The organism is Zobellia roscoffensis (assembly GCF_015330165.1).
GTDB lineage: Bacteria > Bacteroidota > Bacteroidia > Flavobacteriales > Flavobacteriaceae > Zobellia > Zobellia roscoffensis.
Genome location: NZ_JADDXT010000002.1, coordinates 3,406,881 through 3,426,932, shown reverse-complemented (window position 1 = coordinate 3,426,932; position 20,052 = coordinate 3,406,881). Strand labels below are relative to the sequence as shown.

Here is a 20,052-nt window from a genome sequence, read left to right as displayed (position 1 = left end):
CTAAAAGTTTGTTTCTCTATTCCACAACTGTTCGTTGGTAGAAGGTGCTTTTAAAAGTTTATGAAAAGCATTTATTCTATTAAAATCTTTAGTGATTTCACCTGATGCTGCAATTCCGTAAACTCCGGTTTTTAAAATATCAGGAACATCATTTAAAGTAATTCCACCAATGGCGATAATGGGCATATCACTTTTCAATTCTTCTACAATACTTTGATAACCGATAAGTGGAATAATGGGACTCAAATTTTCCTTTGTTGTCGTAAAACGGAAAGGCCCCAAACCAATATAATTAACACCCTTTTTCACCAAAGCCATGCAATCGTCTAGCGTATTTGCCGTACCTCCGATTATATAGTAATCACCAAGATGTTTTCGAGCAACCGAAGGGTCAGCATCGGTTTTACCAAGATGCACTCCGTCAGCCTTTACTTCTTTTGCGATTTGATAATGATCATTGATAATCAATCGTGTCTGAAAATGTGCCGTTATTTCACGGGCTTTTTCTGCAGTTTTAAGTACCACACTTTTCTTTACGTTCTTTAAACGTAATTGCACGAGTTCAGCACCCGAAGTACAGGCTTTCTGAATATTTTCCAGATGCTCTTCAGGTGTCTTTCCTTGAGATATGTAATGTAGTTTAGGTATATTCATCTTCACTTATTTCTATAAAATTCTTGCATCGCCCTAAAATCTTCAATAGGCGTCTTACTGTTCCAGATTCCTCCTAAAACGCCCACTCCTTGAAATCCTAACTTTTGGATTTCAGACAAGTTGTTTTTGGTTACCCCACCCATACCGATTATTTTTTTATCGATATGATTTACATCAAAGCCCCTACCTTCATATCCTTTTTTTGAGATGGATGAAAAAACAGGACTCAACAAATGATAATCAAATTCAAAATCACAAGCTTCTAACTCTTCTGGTTCATGAAAAGAAGAGCTAATGGTTTTTCCATACATACTAAGGTTTAAAAAATATTGACCTGGATTATCAATATTATCTCGCCTTTTCTGTTCCTGAAAATGAATCCCCTTTAACTTAAAGGTATTTACCAGTTCATGATGATCATGCACCACTATCTTATTATGATATTTCTCTTCTATTAAATGCAAATAGTCACAATATTGTTGCTGATCTTTATTAGGTTTTCTTAAATGATAATATTCCAACCCTTCTTCAAACAAGCGATTAAGTATGTCTATTTCATTTGATATATCTTCTTCTGGTGCAATCAATATAATCATACTATAAAACTATGAACTACAAATATACTTCTGATCCTTTATCCTTGAATTCTTGCGATTTTTCATCCATCCCTTTTTGAATGACTTCGTTATCTACAATATCATTTGCAGCAGCAAAATCACGAACCTCCTGAGATATTTTCATCGAACAGAATTTTGGTCCGCACATAGAGCAGAAATGTGCAATCTTAGCACCATCTGCAGGTAAGGTTTCATCATGATATTCTCGTGCCAGTTCCGGATCTAGACCTAGGTTGAACTGGTCCTCCCAGCGGAATTCGAATCGGGCTTTGCTCAAAGCATTGTCTCGATGCTGCGCACCAGGATGCCCTTTTGCCAAATCTGCGGCATGGGCAGCTAATTTATATGTTACAACACCTGTACGCACATCATCTTTATTTGGCAAACCTAAGTGCTCTTTTGGAGTTACATAACACAACATGGCACAACCGAACCAACCGATCATAGCCGCTCCGATACCTGAAGTAATGTGATCATAACCTGGCGCAATATCTGTAGTCAAAGGACCTAAAGTGTAAAATGGCGCTTCATCACAAACCTCAATTTGCTTTTCCATATTCTCTTTGATCATATGCATAGGAACATGTCCAGGTCCTTCTATAAAACATTGAACCTCATGCTTTCTAGCAATTTGCGTCAATTCACCCAAAGTTTCCAATTCAGCAAACTGAGCTTCGTCGTTCGCATCGGCAACGGAACCAGGTCTAAGCCCATCACCCAATGAAAATGCCACATCGTATTGTTTTAGAATCTCGCATATATCTTCAAAATGGGTGTACAAGAAGCTTTCTTTATGATGTGCCAAACACCATTTAGCCATGATAGAACCGCCGCGGGAAACAATACCTGTTACCCTTTTTGCGGTCATTGGTACATAACGTAACAAAACCCCTGCGTGAATAGTGAAATAGTCTACACCTTGTTCTGCTTGTTCAATTAAAGTATCCCTAAAAATCTCCCACGTAAGGTCTTCTGCAACCCCATTAACCTTTTCCAATGCTTGGTAGATAGGTACGGTACCCACGGGAACCGGTGAATTACGAATAATCCATTCTCGTGTTTCGTGAATGTTTTGTCCAGTTGACAAATCCATGATATTATCAGCTCCCCAACGGCAAGCCCAAACAGCCTTTTCTACTTCTTCCTCTATTGAAGACGTAGTAGCCGAGTTGCCAATATTCGCATTAATTTTTACTAAGAAATTACGACCCAATATCATAGGTTCCGCCTCTGGATGATTGATATTGGATGGAATTACCGCGCGTCCACGAGCCACTTCCTCACGGACAAATTCTGGTGTAATTTTATCTGGAATAGCAGCACCAAAATGCTCTCCTTTGTGCTGCTTTGTAATCTCTATCATTTCATCTATGCGCTGATTTTCACGAATGGCGATGTATTCCATTTCAGGGGTAATTATACCCTGCTTGGCATAGTGTAGTTGTGTTACATTCTTTCCTTTTTTAGCACGTAATGGCTTTTTCAGAAGTGAAAAACGCATATGATCTAGGCTACTATCATTTAAGCGTTCATTACAATACTTAGAAGAAAAAGTATCTAGTTGCTCTACATCAGCTCTGTCTAAAACCCATGACTCTCGGATTCTCTCAATTCCTTTGTGTACGTTGATTTCCTTCTCTGGATCCGTGTAAGGCCCCGATGTGTCATATACCGTAACGGACTCGTTGGATGTTAACTTACCCGTTAAAGAATCTTTTGTATCGCTTAAAGCAATTTCACGCATAGCCACTTTAAGCTCTGGGTGAATTTTTCCGCTTACATAGATTTTTTTTGAATTTGGAAATGGCTGTCTTGTAATTTGACCTTCTTTTGGGGCTGTGTCTTTGCTTTTCATTTTTCTGTGGCTAAGAGTTTCAAGCTGGTTGCTAGTTACTCGTTTATATAGTTTTCTAAATTCAATTGTTTTTCGCTTTGCGCTATAACTGTATTACAATCATCCGCCTTGAGCGGCCTGAATAACCAACACTTGATCCTGGTCTTTCAATTCTTGGGTTTGCCAATTATTTTTGGAGACGACTTGTTCGTTTATAGCCACCGCAACACCATTTAATGAAGAATCAATTTGTTGCAAAAATTGATGAATGGTCGTTTTTGGATTGACTTCTAACCGTTTTTGGTTCATGTGAATCGTTATCATACAGAATAGTTTTATGCTGTAACGATAGAGGCCCGTATGTCTTTGAAAAGAAAGTGCTCCGTGAGAAAACCTCGGACACTTTATTGAAAAGTGTTGTAAACATCTATTTCAAAATGTTTTTCAACTTTTCCCTTCGTCGGTACTAACCGCATCAGGTTCAAAGGGTATGTCTCAGTCCCAAAAAATAGGAACACCCCTAAAGTTTACATTTACAAATGTATAGAATGAAGATTAAAAAAAAGAATTTAGTTGCACCAAATTAGTTAAAACAAAAAAAAGGGAAGAAGCAATGCTCCTCCCCTTTTCTATTTATATTATTTATAAAGTTCCTATTTCACGACAATGAACTCCGAACGCCTGTTCATCTGATGTTGCTCCTTGGTACATGGCACCCCGTTGCTACAATCGTTCGTTAGCTGTGTCTCACCAAAACCTTCATAAGAGATACGGCCTTCATCTATGCCTTGTTCCACCAAGTAAGCTGCCGTGGACTTCGCCCTGTTGGCAGACAAGCGTAGGTTATAGTTATCGTTCGCACGGGAATCCGTGTGGGAACCTACCTCTATCTTCACGTTCGGATATTCTTTAAGATACGCCAGTACCTTGTTCAGACTGATGCGCGCATCCTCTCTGATGAAGTACTTGTCGAAATCAAAGTATATCGGTTCGATGTTCAAATACTTCGCTAGGTCCGTCCCGATAGGTGCCGATTTGTCCGTCTGTGCCAGTACCACTTCTATACCCGTGGCATCCTTGGCGTTTACCGTGGCGAATATCTTGTCGCCCTCGTCGTAATCCGTTTTCGTGGCCACCACTTTGTAGTTGCCGTCCGTACAGTCGCCTTCCATAGCGAACGCGCCGTTGGCGTCCGTCCGGGATTCCGATATAAGATTGTCTTTGCTATCATAGACCTTGACGGCCGCATCTACCAAAAATGCTCCGGTCTTCTCATCTTTGACCACTCCCGCAATATTGGTATGACAGCTAAAGTCTAAAGGTTCGGTCTCGATTAAGCTGTAAATATCGTCATTACCTTGCCCGCCTTTACGATTAGAGGCAAAAAAGCCTTTCTTGGTCTCCTCGTTTATGATATATGAAAAATCGTCCTCCTCACCGTTCAAGGGTCTACCTACGTTAATGACTTTGCCACTATCGTTCTTTAGATCTGTAGCGAATACATCAAGACCGCCCAAACCGGGATGTCCGTCCGAAGAAAAATATAGAATATCTGAATCCGTCACGAAGGGAAAAGTTTCCCTAGCCTCCGTATTAATCTGTGGCCCTAGGTTCTGTGGCGCTCCGAAAGTACCATCTTTATTAATTTCTACTGAAAAAATATCCGACTCCCCTGCCGTTCCCAACATATCCGAGGCAAAATATAGTTTAGTCTCGTCTTTGTTTAAGGTAGGATGTGCTACCGAATAGTTATCTCCATTAAAGGGTAGCTCTATAATGTTCTTCCATTCATTATCTACTAAATTAGCACTGAATATTTTTAATCTGCTTATTCCTTCCTCATCCCTAGAAAATTTTCCGTTCACGGAATTGTTACGTGTAAAGTACATGGTCTGTCCATCTTTAGTAAAGGCCGTAGAGGATTCATGGGTTTTTCTGTTCAACTTCCTATCCAATTTATCAAGTTCCGTGAAGTTTCCTTCTCCGTCGCCTGTTGCCTTGTATAGGTTCAAGAACGCGCCGTTGTTCCATCTGTGGATGTTCTTTGATATCAACCCACTATCCCTAGCAGTAGAAAAAACCAAATCTTTTCCATAAAAAGAAGGTGCAAAATCCGATACCTTTGAATTTAGTCCAAGGTTCTTTAATTTATATCTACCCGAACGTTCCTCAATCTGTTCCAGATAATCTTGATTATCACTAAACGCCAATGCCCGCTGATCGTTGGACTGAGCCTTTCTGAATTTGTTCATCCAACTATCTGATGCTTCATACTTTTCTAATGATTTTAGCGTCTGCGCGTAGCGGTACATATACTCCGGATCAACATCTGTAACGCCCAACTGAAAGAGTTGTCCGTACCAATTGGCCGCTTCCTTATAGTTCGCATTCAGGTAATTTGCATTACCAAGGTTCTTGAAAATTTCTTCTTCAGTGTACCCGTCCTTAACTAAATCTTCATAAGAACTGATTGCCGAGGCGTACGAATAATTCGTAAACTTGGTCTCCGCCTTTTTTATCTTTTTCTCCTGCGCTTGAGAGACCATTGTCATTACGGCCAGACCATAAAAAATATATTTTGCTTTTGTCATATCTTATATATTAAAAGAATCTTGGTGTAATTACTCGTTTGTACCTGTTCAAGAACTCATATCTGAGAAAAATCTCAAAAGAGCCATCATTGAACCTTGTAGCTCCTAGATCTGTAATTTCTCTATCATAAGCCAAGCCAACCATAAACTGATCACTTAACTGAAACCCGAAAAGGGCACTCACAGCAGCATCCCAACGGTAAGCAGCTCCTAAAGAAAACTTATCGTTCAATAGAAAGTTCGCGCTTAGATCTATTTGTAAGGGCGCTCCCTTTACCGCCTTTATCAGGCCCGCTGGCTTGAACTTCAACCTATCGTTCACATCAAACACATAACCTGTTATAAAATAGAAGTTCATACGTTCCTCCGCTAGAAGCGATGTACTATTAACATCCGAACCATCAAAATGTTCTGTTTGTAAAAAATTGGGAACCGACAAACCTGCATAAAAATGATTTGTATGATAGTAAACCCCAGCCCCAATGTTAGGTGAAAATTTATTATCAATATTAGGAAGGTTACTCTCTGCCCCATAATTTCTCAATTTTGAAAAATCGACGTTCAAAAGGTGCCCTCCCGCTTTTAGTCCGAAAGAAATTTTGCCTTCTCGCGAGGTCTTTATAGTATATGAAAAAGCGGCATCTATATATGTATCCTGATTGGTACCGTTACCTATCTCATCATTTACCACGGACAAACCCAAACCTACTTTGTCCGAAACAGGGGTGTGAAAATTTAAGGTCTGTGTGGTAGGTGCGCCATCTAGACCGACCCATTGAGACCGGTGCAACGCAGTAACACTGAATACGCCCCTTGAACCCGCATACGCAGGATTCACGGATATAGTATTGTACATATACTGTGTGTATTGCGCATCTTGCTGAGAAAAGACCATTGCCATGCCCGAAAAGACAAGTAAGAATGTTAAAAATAATTTTTTCATGGTTGTTTATTTATTGGAAAATACTTTATCTGTTGATATATAAATAGCCTGCCTTGTTTAGGTTATCTCCTTTGTTCTCATATTTGATTACATAGAAGTATACACCAACCGGTAGTTTCGAATCTGTTTGAATAGTAACTCTTCCGTTAGAAACTCCTCTAAAGGTGTTCGTAACATTATCGTAACCGTCCATTTCATAAACTATGATACCCCATCGGTTATAAATCTGAACCGTGTTATTAGGGTAAGACTCAATATTATCTATTAAGAACTCATCGTTTGTACCGTCTCCATCTGGAGTAATGACTTCGTTGATAACAGAGATTCCTGTCTCAACCAATTCCGGATCACAACCAGCTTCTAACGTAGGTACACCATTCAATGAATCACAAGGATTAAGAGGGTCCGTTCCGTCTTCTATTTCCTGTCCGTCCAAGATAGTATCACCATCCGTATCCGCAACATCCGGATCGGTACCTATGGCCTCTTCTTGAGAAGTTGTCAAACCATCTTCATCACAATCAGATATAAGATAATCCCCTCCTTGTTGTAAGGTAATACTATTTTTTTTGTAATCACAAGGATCTTCAGGATTGGTATCATCTTCTAGCTCCTGACTATTTATTACACCATCGCCATCACAATCTGCAATAAGGTAGTCACCTCTGAATTCTAAAGTAACGTTCTCTATTACATAATCACATGGGTCGTTCTTATCCGTGCCGTCTGCTTCCTCCTGAGTGTCAAGGACTCCGTCTCCATCGCTATCCCCTATTTCCCTGAAGTTCACTTCGGGAGTTGTAGCGTCATCATCATTATCCGTACCATCAGCACCAGTATCCAAATCATTGTTTACATCCAAACCTGGAGTATCATCAAAGCCATCATCCAACCCATCAGAATCAGAATCAACACCTGTAAAGGTACCTTGGCCCGCTTCATCAATATCCAGAACACCGTCATCTTCAGAATCAAGGTCCAAGTAATCCGGAGTTCCGTCTCCGTCGGTATCTTCTGGAACCAATCCAACTGGATAGTTCGTATCCAACCCTTGTTCATCAAAAGCATCGGCAGGAACAACATACGCCAAGGTAGGCTGTGCTTCTACGTTATCTGGAATACCATCGTCATCCGCATCAATATCCAAGTAGTTGGCTTCACCTCTACCATCTGTATTTGGAGGAACCGTTCCTTCTGAACTGTCCGCTTGACCATCAGTATTCGCATCTGCAAAACCAGTATCGTTATCATCGATAACACCGTCATTGTTTGTGTCAAGTGCACCATTACCTGATTCCACTACATCTGTAATACCATCATTATCGGCATCAATATCAAAGTGGTTAGGAATTCCGTCACCATCAAAATCGAACGCTGGCTCTGTTGTTCCGTTGACATCTCCGATTGCAGGGTTGTTTGGATCATCATCAGAATGGTTAGGAACACCATCATTGTCATCATCTGCACTTGGGTCGATTCCGTTGGCTTCATCCAAATCCGAAATGCCATCGTTATCATCATCAAGATCGAATGTATCAGGAATACCATCACGATCAAAGTCTAGAATATCCCTAAAATCTACTTGCGTTAAATCAGCATCATCTTCGTTATCCGTGCCAATAGCACCTGTATCCAAATCATTGTTTACATCTAAACCAGGAGTATCATCATAGGCATCGTTAAGACCATCTCCATCAGCATCGGCTAAAGGATCAGTCATTGTACCTTGACCCGCTTCCAGAGCATCAGAAACACCATCTGCATCTGAATCCGAATCGATATAATCAGGAGTACCATCCATATCTGTATCTACTGGCTCTATGCCACTTGGATAATTGGTATCCAATCCGGCTGCATCAAAAGCATCTGCTGGAGCTATGTAAGCATCTGTTGGTTGTGCTTCTACGTTGTCCGGAATACCGTCATCATCCGCATCAATATCCAAGAAGTTAGCTTCACCTGTACCATCTGTATTTGGTGGCGTTGTTCCTTCCGAGCTATCGGCTTGACCGTTATCGTCCGCATCGGCAAAGCCGGTATCATTACTGTCGATTACACCGTCATTGTTCGTATCAAGGTCGTGGTTACCAGCTTCCACTACATCTACGATACCATCATTATCTGCATCAATATCAAAGTGGTTCGGGATTCCGTCACCGTCAAAATCAAACGCTGGTTCCGTTGTTCCGTTTACATCTCCGATTGCAGGATCGTTTGGATCATCATCCGAATGGTTAGGAACACCATCGTTATCATCATCCGCACTTGGGTCGATTCCATTGGCCTCATCTACATCTGAGATACCATCGTTATCATCATCCAAATCTACCGTATCTGGAATACCATCTTGATCAGTATCTAGCATTGACCTAAAGTCAACTTCAGTAACATCTGCATCATCTTCGTTATCCGTAGCGATTGCTCCTGTAACTAAGTCGTTGTTTACAATAATACCAGGGGTATCATCAAAAGCATCGTTAAGACCATCTGCATCAGCATCGGCTAAAGGATCTACAAGAGTACCTTGACCAGCTTCCAACATATCTGAAATACCATCTGCATCTGAGTCTGTATCGATATAATCGGGAATACCATCCATATCCGTATCTTCTGGCTCAATTCCACCTGGATAATTGGTATCCAACCCTGTTAAGTCAAAAGCATCTGCTGGTACGGTATACGCATCAGTAGGTTGTGCTTCTACATTATCTGGAATACCATCATCATCAGCATCTATATCCAAGAAGTTAGCTTCACCTGAACCATCTGTATTTGGTGGAACTGTTCCTTCTGAACTATCTGCTTGACCGTTACCGGTCGCATCGGCAAATCCGTCATCATTACTATCAATAACACCGTCATTGTTTGTATCAAGATCTCCGTTACCAGCTTCCACTACATCTACGATACCATCATTATCGGCATCAATATCAAAGTGGTTAGGGATTCCGTCACCGTCAAAATCGAATGCTGGTTCCGTTGTTCCGTTTACATCACCAACCAATGGATCGTTTGGATCGTCATCGGAATGGTTTGGAACACCATCATTGTCATCATCCGCACTTGGATCGATTCCGTTGGCCTCATCTAAATCTGAGATACCATCGTTATCGTCATCCAAATCTACCGTATCTGGAATACCATCTTGGTCATGATCAAGTACAGATCTAAAATCTACTTCAGCCATATCTGTATCATCTACATTATCTGTATCAGTAGCACCTGCATCTAAATCATTGTTTACATCATTACCCGGTGTATCATCATAAGCATCGTTCAATCCGTCTCCATCAGCATCCGCTAAAGGATCTACTAAAGTACCTTGACCAGCTTCTAACATATCCGATATACCATCATCCTCGGAATCCAAGTCTAAATAATCCGGAGTTAAATCACCATCTGTATCTTCAGGAACTAAGCCTGTTGGATAGTTGGTATCTACACCGTCTCTGTTGAAAGCATCCGCAGGAACTATATAACCTGTTGTAGGTTGTGCTTCTACATTATCTGGAATACCATCATCATCTGCATCAATATCCAAGAAGTTTGGATTACCTGCAGTGTCTGTATTTGGTAACGGTAATGGGTCTGCTGCTGTATCGTCATCTAGACCATCATCATTAGCATCTGTAAAGCCATCAACACGACCGTCATTATCCGTATCGGTTCCACCTGCTTCTACAATATCAAGAATACCATCATTGTCAGAATCAAGGTCGAATGGATTTGGTATGCCATCACCATCAAAATCGCATGATTGCGTTAAAGAAATACCGTCAATTCCAAAATCGTTTCCGATACCACCGCCAGTATTATTATCAATAGCGAAAGTCATACTTGTATCCGTAGCCGTGAAGACCAAAGAAACTTCTTTCCACTCTCCATCGTTAGGAATATCTCCTGAATCAAACTGATCCATAACAGTACCTCCACTATTCAGCACTATCATTGAAACATTTGGTGCTATAGGCGTGTTACCTAAGAATACTTCCGTACCGTTATCTGCATATCCAGGGTTGAACAAGTTGATAATTGCCGTTTTAAACTCATAAGTTTCTCCTACCGTTAAACCTGTTATAGTTTGTTCGTAGAAACGACCTGCCGTACCATCTGCATTGAACAATGCAAAATATCCTAATTCTCCCGGAGCATCTGTGGTGTAGTCTTCTATATCTAACCAGAAGTTAGGAATAGGCTCACCTGCAACATACGAAAGACCCATTGAGTTCGTAACCAATGCATAGCTACCATCTGCTGGTCTTGGCTCACCATTAGTATATGTTGTCATAATACTGGCAGGCATTGGTTTGGTATACGTATTATAATTATCCGGGTTACCAGCGCCATTTCCAGCACCGTTATAATAGGTATCGGCAGCAATATCCCCTACTCCAAAGTCACCATCAGGAATCAATGATACACTTCCCATACCGCTACACTCTTCTACATCTGGAATACCATCATTATCATCATCCAAATCAACAATATCCATAATACCATCTTGGTCGCGATCTAGTATAGATCTAAAATCAACCTCAGCAGTATCTAAATCATCTTCGTTATCCGTTGTAATCGCACCTGTGTCCAAATCATTGTTCACATCGTTACCCGGAGTATCATCAAAGGCATCGTTCAACCCATCTCCATCAGCATCAGCTAAAGGATTTGTAATTGCACCTTGACCGGCTTCCACTACATCCGTAGTACCATCACCGTCAGAATCTAAATCTATATAATCAGGAACTAAATCGCCATCCGTATCTTCCGGTCTGAGACCATTAGGGTAATTTGTATCTACGCCATCTCTACTGAAAGCATCTGCTGGTTCGATATACCCATCTGTTGGTTGTGCTTCTACATTATCTGGAATACCATCATCATCTGCATCTATATCCAAGAAATCTGCATTGCCCGTTGTATCTGTAGTTAAAGGAATAGTACCTTCTGAATTATCTGCTTGACCATCATTATTGGCATCTAGAAAACCAGCATCAACACTATCGATAACACCGTCATTATTCGTATCTAAAGCATCATTACCAGCTTCGTATACATCAAAGATTCCGTCATTATCCGCATCGATATCAAAATGGTTTGGAACACCGTCACCGTCAAAATCGAATGCTGGCTCTACAATTCCGTTCACGTCACCAACTAGTGGATCAGCAGGATCGTCATCTAAGTAGTTTACAATACCATCGCCATCATCATCGGCACTTGGATCAACTCCGTTGGACTCATCTAAATCCGAAATACCATCATTGTCATCATCTAAATCAACGATATCCATAATACCATCTTGGTCACGATCTAATATAGATCTGAAATCAACCTCAGCAGTATCTAGATCATCTTCGTTATCCGTAGTGATTGCACCTGTATCCAAATCATTGTTTACATCTGTACCCGGTGTATCATCAAAGGCATCGTTCAATCCGTCATTATCAGCATCGGCTAAAGGATCAGTCATAGTTCCTTGACCAGCTTCAATAATATCTGGCGTACCATCATCGTCAGAATCAGGATCCAAGTAATCAGGAATTAAATCACCGTCTGTATCTTCTGGTGTAATACCATTTGGATATTGGGTATCTAAACCTTCAGCGTCAAAAGCATCATCTGGCTCAACATAAGCAGCAGTTGTTTGTGCTTCTACATTATCTGGAATACCATCATCATCTGCATCTATATCAATATAGTTTGCACCACCTGTAGTATCAGTATTTAATGGGGCCGTACCTTCTGTAGCATCGGCTTGACCATTATCATTTGCATCTAAGAATACATCATCAGTACTGTCAATAGCTCCATCATTATTGGTATCTAAAGCACCCGTACCATTTTCAACTACATCTAGAATACCATCATTATCGGCATCTATATCTAAGTGGTTAGGATTGGCATCACCATCAAAATTATCTATTGGTAAAGCTGTACCAGGACCATCTGTAGCCGTAGGCGTTGTATTATCATCTGTATCTACGATATCTGAAAGTCCGTCACCATCTGCATCAGCAATAGTTCCTGTTCCGATAACACCATCGTTATCCGGGTCAGAACCACCTGCTTCCGTTACATCTGGAATACCATCATTATCAGAATCTGTATCTATTCTATCATCAAATCCGTCACCATCAGTATCAGGATTCTCTAAAGGCGTACCAGGAGTTGTTGCATCCGCAGGATCTACACTATCAGCCAAACCGTCACGGTCTGTATCTGTAGCGAATGTGTCTATAACACCATCGTTATCCGTATCTGGACCACCAGCTTCAGTTACATCTGGAATACCATCGTTATCAGAATCTAAATCTATTCTATCTTCAATACTATCACCATCAGAATCTTCATCTGGTAAAGGAGTCGCTGAAATTTCATCTGCAAGACCATCATTATTAGTATCGACCATAGAAGTTGGGTCACCTGCAATTGGGTAGTCTATATGACCGTCACCATCAACATCGGTTCCACCAGCTTCTATTGAATCTGGAATACCATCGTTATCAGAATCTAAGTCAATACTATCTGGAATACCGTCTCCGTCTGTATCGCCTGTTTCATCAACATCTAAGATTCCGTCATTATCATCATCAATATCCACGGTATCCATAATACCATCGTTGTCAGAATCTAAAATTGACCTAAAATCAACCTCTGCTGTGTCTAAATCATCTACATTATCCGTAGCGATTGCACCAGTATCCAAATCATTGTTTGCATCATATGCAGGGGTAGTATCATCAAAAGCATCATTTAAGCCATCTCCATCAGCATCAGCTAAAGGATCTGTTATTGTTCCTTGACCTGCTTCCTCTACATCACTAACACCATCGGCATCAGAATCTGCATCTAAGTAATCTGGAATTAAATCACCATCTGTATCTTCTGGAGTTAATCCAACAGGATAACTTGTATCTAATCCGTTAGCAGCTTCAGCATCTGCAGGCGGAATATACCCAGCAGTTGTTTGTGCTTCTACATTATCTGGAATTCCATCATCATCTGCATCTATATCTAAGTAATCTGGACCACCTGTGGTATCTGAGTTAGGAATTGGAAGCGGAGAAGCAGCTGTAGCATCATCCCAACCGTCTGTTGTAGCGGTATCATCAAAACCATCTACTATACCATCTCCATTAACATCAAGACCACCAGCTTCTGTAGTATCTGTAATACCATCATTATCTGAATCTATGTCTAAGTGATTAGGCACGCTATCTCCGTCAAAATTATCAATTGGTAAAGGTGTACCTGGGCCATCGTCTAGCGTACCTGTCGTATTATCATTTGGATCGACGATATCTGAAAGTCCGTCACCGTCATCATCTGCAATTGGACCAGTACCGATTCTTCCATCGTTATCCGGGTCAGAACCACCAGCTTCAATTACATCTGGAATACCATCGTTATCAGAATCTAAATCCAATCTATCATCTAAGCCATCGTTATCCGTATCTGGATTTGGAATTGGCGTACCAGGACTAGCAGGACCAACTGGATCTACACTATCGGCAAGTCCGTCATTGTCGGTATCGGTCATGAAGGTGTCTATGATACCGTCACCGTCACCATCCATACCACCAGCTTCTGTTACATCTGGAATACCATCGTTATCAGAATCTAAATCTAATCGGTCTAAAATTCCATCGTTATCAGAATCTTCATCTGGTAAAGGCGTCGCATCTACACTATCGGCAACACCGTTACCATCAGCATCAACAAAACTATCTACAGCACCATCACCATCCACATCTTCGCCACCGGCTTCTAGAGTATCTGTAATACCATCATTGTCTGCATCTAGGTCTAAGTAATCTGGATTACCGTCTCCATCTGTATCAATTGGGTCTATACCATTGGTATCTGTACCAACCGCAGGAATACCGGTTAATGGGTCTATAGCACCTGGTGCATTAAAGCCACTAGTAGTTTGTGCTTCAACCGTATCTAAAATACCGTCATTATCACTATCTAAATCGTAAGCATTAATTATTCCGTCGCCATCAAAATCTCCACTGTCATCCGTAGTGCCGTCTCCATCCGTATCAAAAACATTTGAAGTGGAATTTACTTGTACACAACCATTTTGTGGTGTACAGGGCGTACTACCTTCTGGTCCGTCTGTAGTATCGTTATCTATTACATCTGCAAGACCATCATTATCTACATCGGTAAGAATATCTATAACACCATCTCCATCCGCATCTATATTACCAGAACCGGTCTCAACAAGGTCAGTAATACCATCGTTATCAGAATCTAGGTCTAACTGATTTGGAACACCGTCTCCATCAGTATCAAAATTGATACATACACCATTGGCATTTAATCCACCGCACGTTGGGAAATCTGTATCATAGTAATTTGGAGAACCATCGCCGTCTAAATCATCATCTGGATCAGGTAAGCCCATTGTTGCACAATCCCATCCGTTTACACCATCAAAATTGGCTGCACAGAAATCAGGATCTTCGTAATCTAAAGTTCCGTCACCATCTGCATCTCCATTATAAACTTCAATAACATCAGGGATACCATCATTATCATCATCTAAATCTAAAGGCGCACCTGAAGCAACAGAAACCTCAACCAAGATAGCTTCACATTGACAGTTGGTGCTAGAAGGTAAAAACTCTACTATATAATTAGTACCGGTACAAGCGGCACCAGAAGTAATAAACACAATTTCATCTGTAATTGTAGATGTACTTGGGATTGCTTCGGCTACCGTACCTGTAGCTATAGCGACACCGTCAATATCACCATTTACATCTGCACAGTATACACTATACGCATAACCGGCGTCCGCATCTACAAGAGCCGTATTTTCAATATCCAGAGATAAATGATATTCGTAATTATTACTAGTATCTACCGAAAAGAAACTATCATTAGCCGTACCAACCAAAATTGGTTTTTCTAAAGGCATAATCTCATAGGATGAACCTGTAGCTACTTGAAAATCCGCACAGTTAGTAGTAGAACAAGTTATACCGCTTACCGTAACATAGTTTACTATCTGAACTTCTGCCGAATCATCACAAATACCCTCACTGGTAGTTATGAAATCAAAGTCGAAATTTATTGTAGACCCAGCAGTTACACCGGCCGGATATTGTAATATAAGTTCTTCATGGTCTCCTACAGTTGCTACACTTACAAATGAAGCACCGTCTGCACTTGTAAAAGATAATGGTACGTATTCAATGCCTGACCTTAAGGTTACTTTTCCAAAATCAGAACTCCCCGTTGTACCACCTGTTATTGTAGTTACTACACTGATTTCATCAGTAATACCACAACCTTGAATTGGTGCTCCAAAACCAGGTAGGTTAATATTACTTATGGCATTATAAGGAGCTACAGCTCCTAGTGCCTGTATAGAATTTGAAACAACTCTTGAACCGTTACCAGCGGCGAGATCACCACATGGTTCTTCCCCATAAACTTTAAAAGTAAATTCGGAATTTGAAATAAAATCACACTCCAATTGAATTTCAAGATCAACATGCGCCGTTCTTTCATCTATTGAATTTTCCGCTGGATTACCCGCAATACCATTTAAGGCAAGAATACCGGTATGTTCCAATAAATTTACTTTGGCAATACCATTTTCTATAGTAACCGTTACCGATTGAGTATCAGCAGGATCAAGTGAACCCTTGGGGTAAGTAACATCTGTACTAACAATAGTTATACCACCGTCCCCACCAGGAATAGCAAACTGCAACGACGGATTTATTAAATCCCCTAATTGTGCGCTAATGACATCAACCCCTATATTAAAAGGCGTACACAAAGCTTGTGCCGCGCTAGGCTGGTTAGTAATGGCCACTTGAACCTGTGAACCTTTAGGTTCTAAAGTTATAGAAGTAGAGTTCTGGTAACAAGTTGCACCAATTGCCTGGAAATCCGAAACGGTGACACTAGTATCGGGGTACCCAGGATAACCCGAACAATCCCATCCATGTTCCACTAAGACAGTTTGATCTTGACAGTCATCAAAGTCTGCCTTAAACCTTAAAGATTTTGTAGCACCCGAAGCAACAGTACCAGCTTCAATCCAAGTTTTATCTCCTGATTGATAATAATTAACTGGTGTTTCAACACCGGCAGCAACAGAAAATGCGCCTGTTATATTAATACCTACTGGTGAAGTAACCTGTAACCAATTATAGTCTACATCTTCTGGACTGGTATTACTAATGTTAGTATCAAAATCTACTGTATATGCATCTCCATTGACCGTTGGCAATGGCGATTGAATTTGAAACGTAGGTTGTGTGTAACTAAATGTATTCGTATAAGTATAACTTGAAGGTACTGGGGTTGCATAAGCAAAATCGTCATAATTAACCGTAAAATCATACTGCGCAACCGCAGGTGATTCACAAGTACCCATAAATTCTACATATAGTCGAGGAATTACTAGAGCACCTTGATCCCTATTCTTAAAGTTAGGACCAGGGGTAATAATTATTTGATCACCACTTTCTGTCGCTATGAATTCTCCTGTAGTGGTAGAATATGCACCTTGAAACTGTATAGAGGTTATATTTCCTGTAAATCTTGCTCCTTCAGGAATATCTACTACAGTTGATGTCCATAACGTCAAAGGTCTGTATTCATCAGCATGCATATCAGCCGGTGCCATATTTTTTACCATATTATATATGATCCCATTGGAAGGCGTACATCCATTAGTAGCATGAGATAAGTTTGCACCATAAATTCTAGGTCTAGAATAATATGCTCTATCTCCCCAGGTATCACACCCTACTCTATTAGGTGCAGTGTTTGCTGGGTAATCAGTAAAAGCAAAGAATTCACCTCTTAAATTGGTAAGTTCAAAATAGGCTATATCTTGAAAATCTTTACTGAACTCAAAAGTCAATTCAAGTTCTATAATATCCCTATCTGTAGCATCGCCTTCGAATAAATAAGCAGCGTTTATCAAATCTTTCTCATCACTCAAATCGAAACTTAGCATATGCTCTGTAGTGCCGTTGGTTGTTAAAACCGGTGCATTTGTAATTGCACGTGAATCTGAAGTTCCAGCACTATTATCATTGATGGTAATCTTAGTATCTATCAATGTAATGATATCCGAACCGCCAGCAGCTAAACTAGCTGTATCATATGTTAAATCGAAATAAAGGTTATCCAAAGAAATATTGTTAATAGAAGCCGTTGTAGTGATTTTCATTTGATCGCCAGCTAGGTATTTTTTAATACCATCTGTATTATCATCTAAAACAACTTTAGTGGTCATAGTATCATCTGTCCAACCAGCAGTAAGTCTTCTCGCTTTAAAGCCTTCAATTGCAGGACCTACACAACCACCAGGGCAATGTGTGTATATATTTACTGTACCACAATGAATATCTTGAGACCAACAGACACCAGCACCGCTTGTTGCCGTGTAATTAGTTGTATACGGTATAGACTGAACACCATTTGGACCACATGTAAAGGTCATCGGAAAATCTACCCATTCTTTAAATTTTCCTGCATACATGTCTGTTGTTGAATACGTTACTTCGTTCCCACTTTGAGTAAAACCAGCCGGTAATGGTGTTTGCAACGCCATACCTGTAGGTACTGTAAGTGTTATACTCCATACTGAAGAGGCATCATTAGAAAACATAGCCGTACCGTCTATAGTAGGTAAACCTGCTCCACCCGCATAGAATGCCGGGGCGATACTCACAACAAAATCTTCATTATTTACGATATCTGTTGGTGCTTCAACTTCTGTAACATCTTGGTAATCTCTAATAATATTGAAATACCCAATATCGATACGTTCTGGAATCCGGTCGCTCTTACATTGATCCTTAAAATAGGTATCTATATAGTTATGTTCCCAACCCAAATAATCCAATCTACTTACACCACAATCATCTTTTGGTGTTAATGTGAAGTCAAAAGATAGTTCTATAGCATCCCCTGGCGCCAAATCATCGTAATATCCGTCATTATCCAAATCATCAAAACCTCCTGGTCCATCAGGATCAGAATTGAAAAAATCTGGCGGTATTGTATTCGTTGTCGTAGTTACATAAGTATCACTTGCTAAATTATTAGGTGTGAAAGTAGGGTTTGTTCCAAATCTAAAATTTGAAAATTGTCGAGTTTCAAAGCGCTCATAGCCCCATAAAGGATTAGAATCTGCTGTTGAAACTGGAGTTGCATTTGCACCTCTACCAATATTAATACCTAAGTCCAAAGCCATAGAACCTACAGCAGTATTTGTGTTTTCTATTCTAATAGTATAGGTTACTGCACCACATAAATCTGGTGTGGTAGAACCTACTTTTGAAATTGCTATATCTGGTACATTGGCACCAAAATTTAAAGAACCCGTTTGTGGTTCGGCAGCCTGGCAAGTTTCGCCAGCATTACAACCCCAATAGGCATTATGGACAATAGCAGTATCTACACAATCATCTACTCTAAATTCTTCTTGAAATACAATAACCTCACCATTATCAAAGCAATTATCATTATTGCCGACAACTCCTGCAAAAGGAGCTGCGTTTAAATCAATTAAATAGGTTAAAACCTGCCCATTAATTGATGCAGGGGTTAACTCCGTACCTGCATAAGATAATGTATACTCATCATCTACATCTACTCCCAAATCAACATAGTAGGTAAATGTTTCCGTACATCCGTTACCACCTTGGGCGAGTGTAATATTCCTAGTATATGATTCACCAACGTTGGCATTAACCGTTGTAATTGAAGAAATATTTAATGATGCTGCCAATAAGGAATAAGAAGATACAGTCTCGATGGTATCCGAATCCGAATTAGCACCACCAGCATCTTGAAAGTTAATCGTATGAGCATCTTTAAACAGCCCGCCAGAATTTAAGAATTGTACCGCATCACAGTTCGCACTACGTTCAAAAGTGAAAGTTACCTCATCACCATTTAGCCAATTGGCATCACTCGGACGCTGAATCGTAAAAATAGGGTCCGAAGGCGTTCCACCTTCAGTAAGAACATAATCACTAGAACCTAATTGAGCAGTTATTACAGCAGTGTTTGCTACATACTCTACACCAGCAGGAAGATCAAATGTTATACTAAAATCATGACAATCTGGATTTTTACCTCTTATAAAAACCTCTTCTAAGGAATTATTAGCACCTCCGCATGTAGCTAGTGGTTCTGGGTTTAATGTAACTGTGTATCGATTACTATCTATTTGAGCATTTATACAAGTAGCATAGAATAATATAAGAAACAGAGTAAGCAGAAGGGTTTTAAGTGAAGAATACATAATGTCTGGTGGTTAGTTCAACGTAGATTACTATTAAAGTAAGTAAAATACTACATAAATATAGTTAATGTTATCAAATATATTATTAGGGATAATGAAATTCGAGTAATTGTTGTCTACTC

Annotated in this window: 7 protein-coding genes and 1 riboswitch; all 7 genes read right to left on the bottom strand. The window is 40.2% G+C overall.

Annotated features, from left to right (window positions below):
- The 7 genes from thiE to IWC72_RS13830 all read right to left on the bottom strand — a co-directional run bounded on the left by thiE (nt 1) and on the right by IWC72_RS13830 (nt 19,930).
- The gene (gene thiE, locus IWC72_RS13860; protein WP_194530168.1) at nt 1-654 is read right to left on the bottom strand and encodes a thiamine phosphate synthase; all 654 of its coding nucleotides are present in this window, start codon (nt 652-654) and stop codon (nt 1-3) included.
- 2 nt (nt 655-656) lie between these two features.
- The gene (locus tag IWC72_RS13855) at nt 657-1,250 is read right to left on the bottom strand and encodes a thiamine phosphate synthase (protein ID WP_194530167.1); all 594 of its coding nucleotides are present in this window, start codon (nt 1,248-1,250) and stop codon (nt 657-659) included.
- Between the two features lie 16 nt (nt 1,251-1,266).
- Entirely contained in the window at nt 1,267-3,126 is a 1,860-nt protein-coding gene (gene thiC, locus IWC72_RS13850; RefSeq protein ID WP_194530166.1) for a phosphomethylpyrimidine synthase ThiC, read from the bottom strand.
- A 99-nt stretch (nt 3,127-3,225) separates the two neighbouring features.
- Entirely contained in the window at nt 3,226-3,429 is a 204-nt protein-coding gene (thiS, locus tag IWC72_RS13845) for a sulfur carrier protein ThiS (RefSeq protein ID WP_194526751.1), read from the bottom strand.
- 111 nt (nt 3,430-3,540) lie between these two features.
- Nucleotides 3,541-3,637, bottom strand: a riboswitch (TPP riboswitch).
- Nucleotides 3,638-3,758: 121 nt separating this feature from the next.
- Nucleotides 3,759-5,696 (bottom strand): OmpA family protein, encoded by a 1,938-nt coding sequence (locus IWC72_RS13840; protein ID WP_194530165.1) that lies wholly within the window; start codon nt 5,694-5,696, stop codon nt 3,759-3,761.
- Between the two features lie 10 nt (nt 5,697-5,706).
- Nucleotides 5,707-6,639 (bottom strand): PorP/SprF family type IX secretion system membrane protein, encoded by a 933-nt coding sequence (locus IWC72_RS13835; RefSeq protein WP_194530164.1) that lies wholly within the window; start codon nt 6,637-6,639, stop codon nt 5,707-5,709.
- Between the two features lie 25 nt (nt 6,640-6,664).
- Nucleotides 6,665-19,930 (bottom strand): T9SS type B sorting domain-containing protein, encoded by a 13,266-nt coding sequence (locus IWC72_RS13830; protein WP_194530163.1) that lies wholly within the window; start codon nt 19,928-19,930, stop codon nt 6,665-6,667.
- Between the last annotated feature and the right edge of the window lie 122 nt (nt 19,931-20,052).

Coding starts and splice junctions, on each gene's coding strand:
- thiE (WP_194530168.1), bottom strand. CDS start 654: ATGAATATACCTAAACTACATTACATATCTCAAGGAAAGACACCTGAA.
- IWC72_RS13855 (WP_194530167.1), bottom strand. CDS start 1,250: ATGATTATATTGATTGCACCAGAAGAAGATATATCAAATGAAATAGAC.
- thiC (WP_194530166.1), bottom strand. CDS start 3,126: ATGAAAAGCAAAGACACAGCCCCAAAAGAAGGTCAAATTACAAGACAG.
- thiS (WP_194526751.1), bottom strand. CDS start 3,429: ATGATAACGATTCACATGAACCAAAAACGGTTAGAAGTCAATCCAAAA.
- IWC72_RS13840 (WP_194530165.1), bottom strand. CDS start 5,696: ATGACAAAAGCAAAATATATTTTTTATGGTCTGGCCGTAATGACAATG.
- IWC72_RS13835 (WP_194530164.1), bottom strand. CDS start 6,639: ATGAAAAAATTATTTTTAACATTCTTACTTGTCTTTTCGGGCATGGCA.
- IWC72_RS13830 (WP_194530163.1), bottom strand. CDS start 19,930: ATGTATTCTTCACTTAAAACCCTTCTGCTTACTCTGTTTCTTATATTA.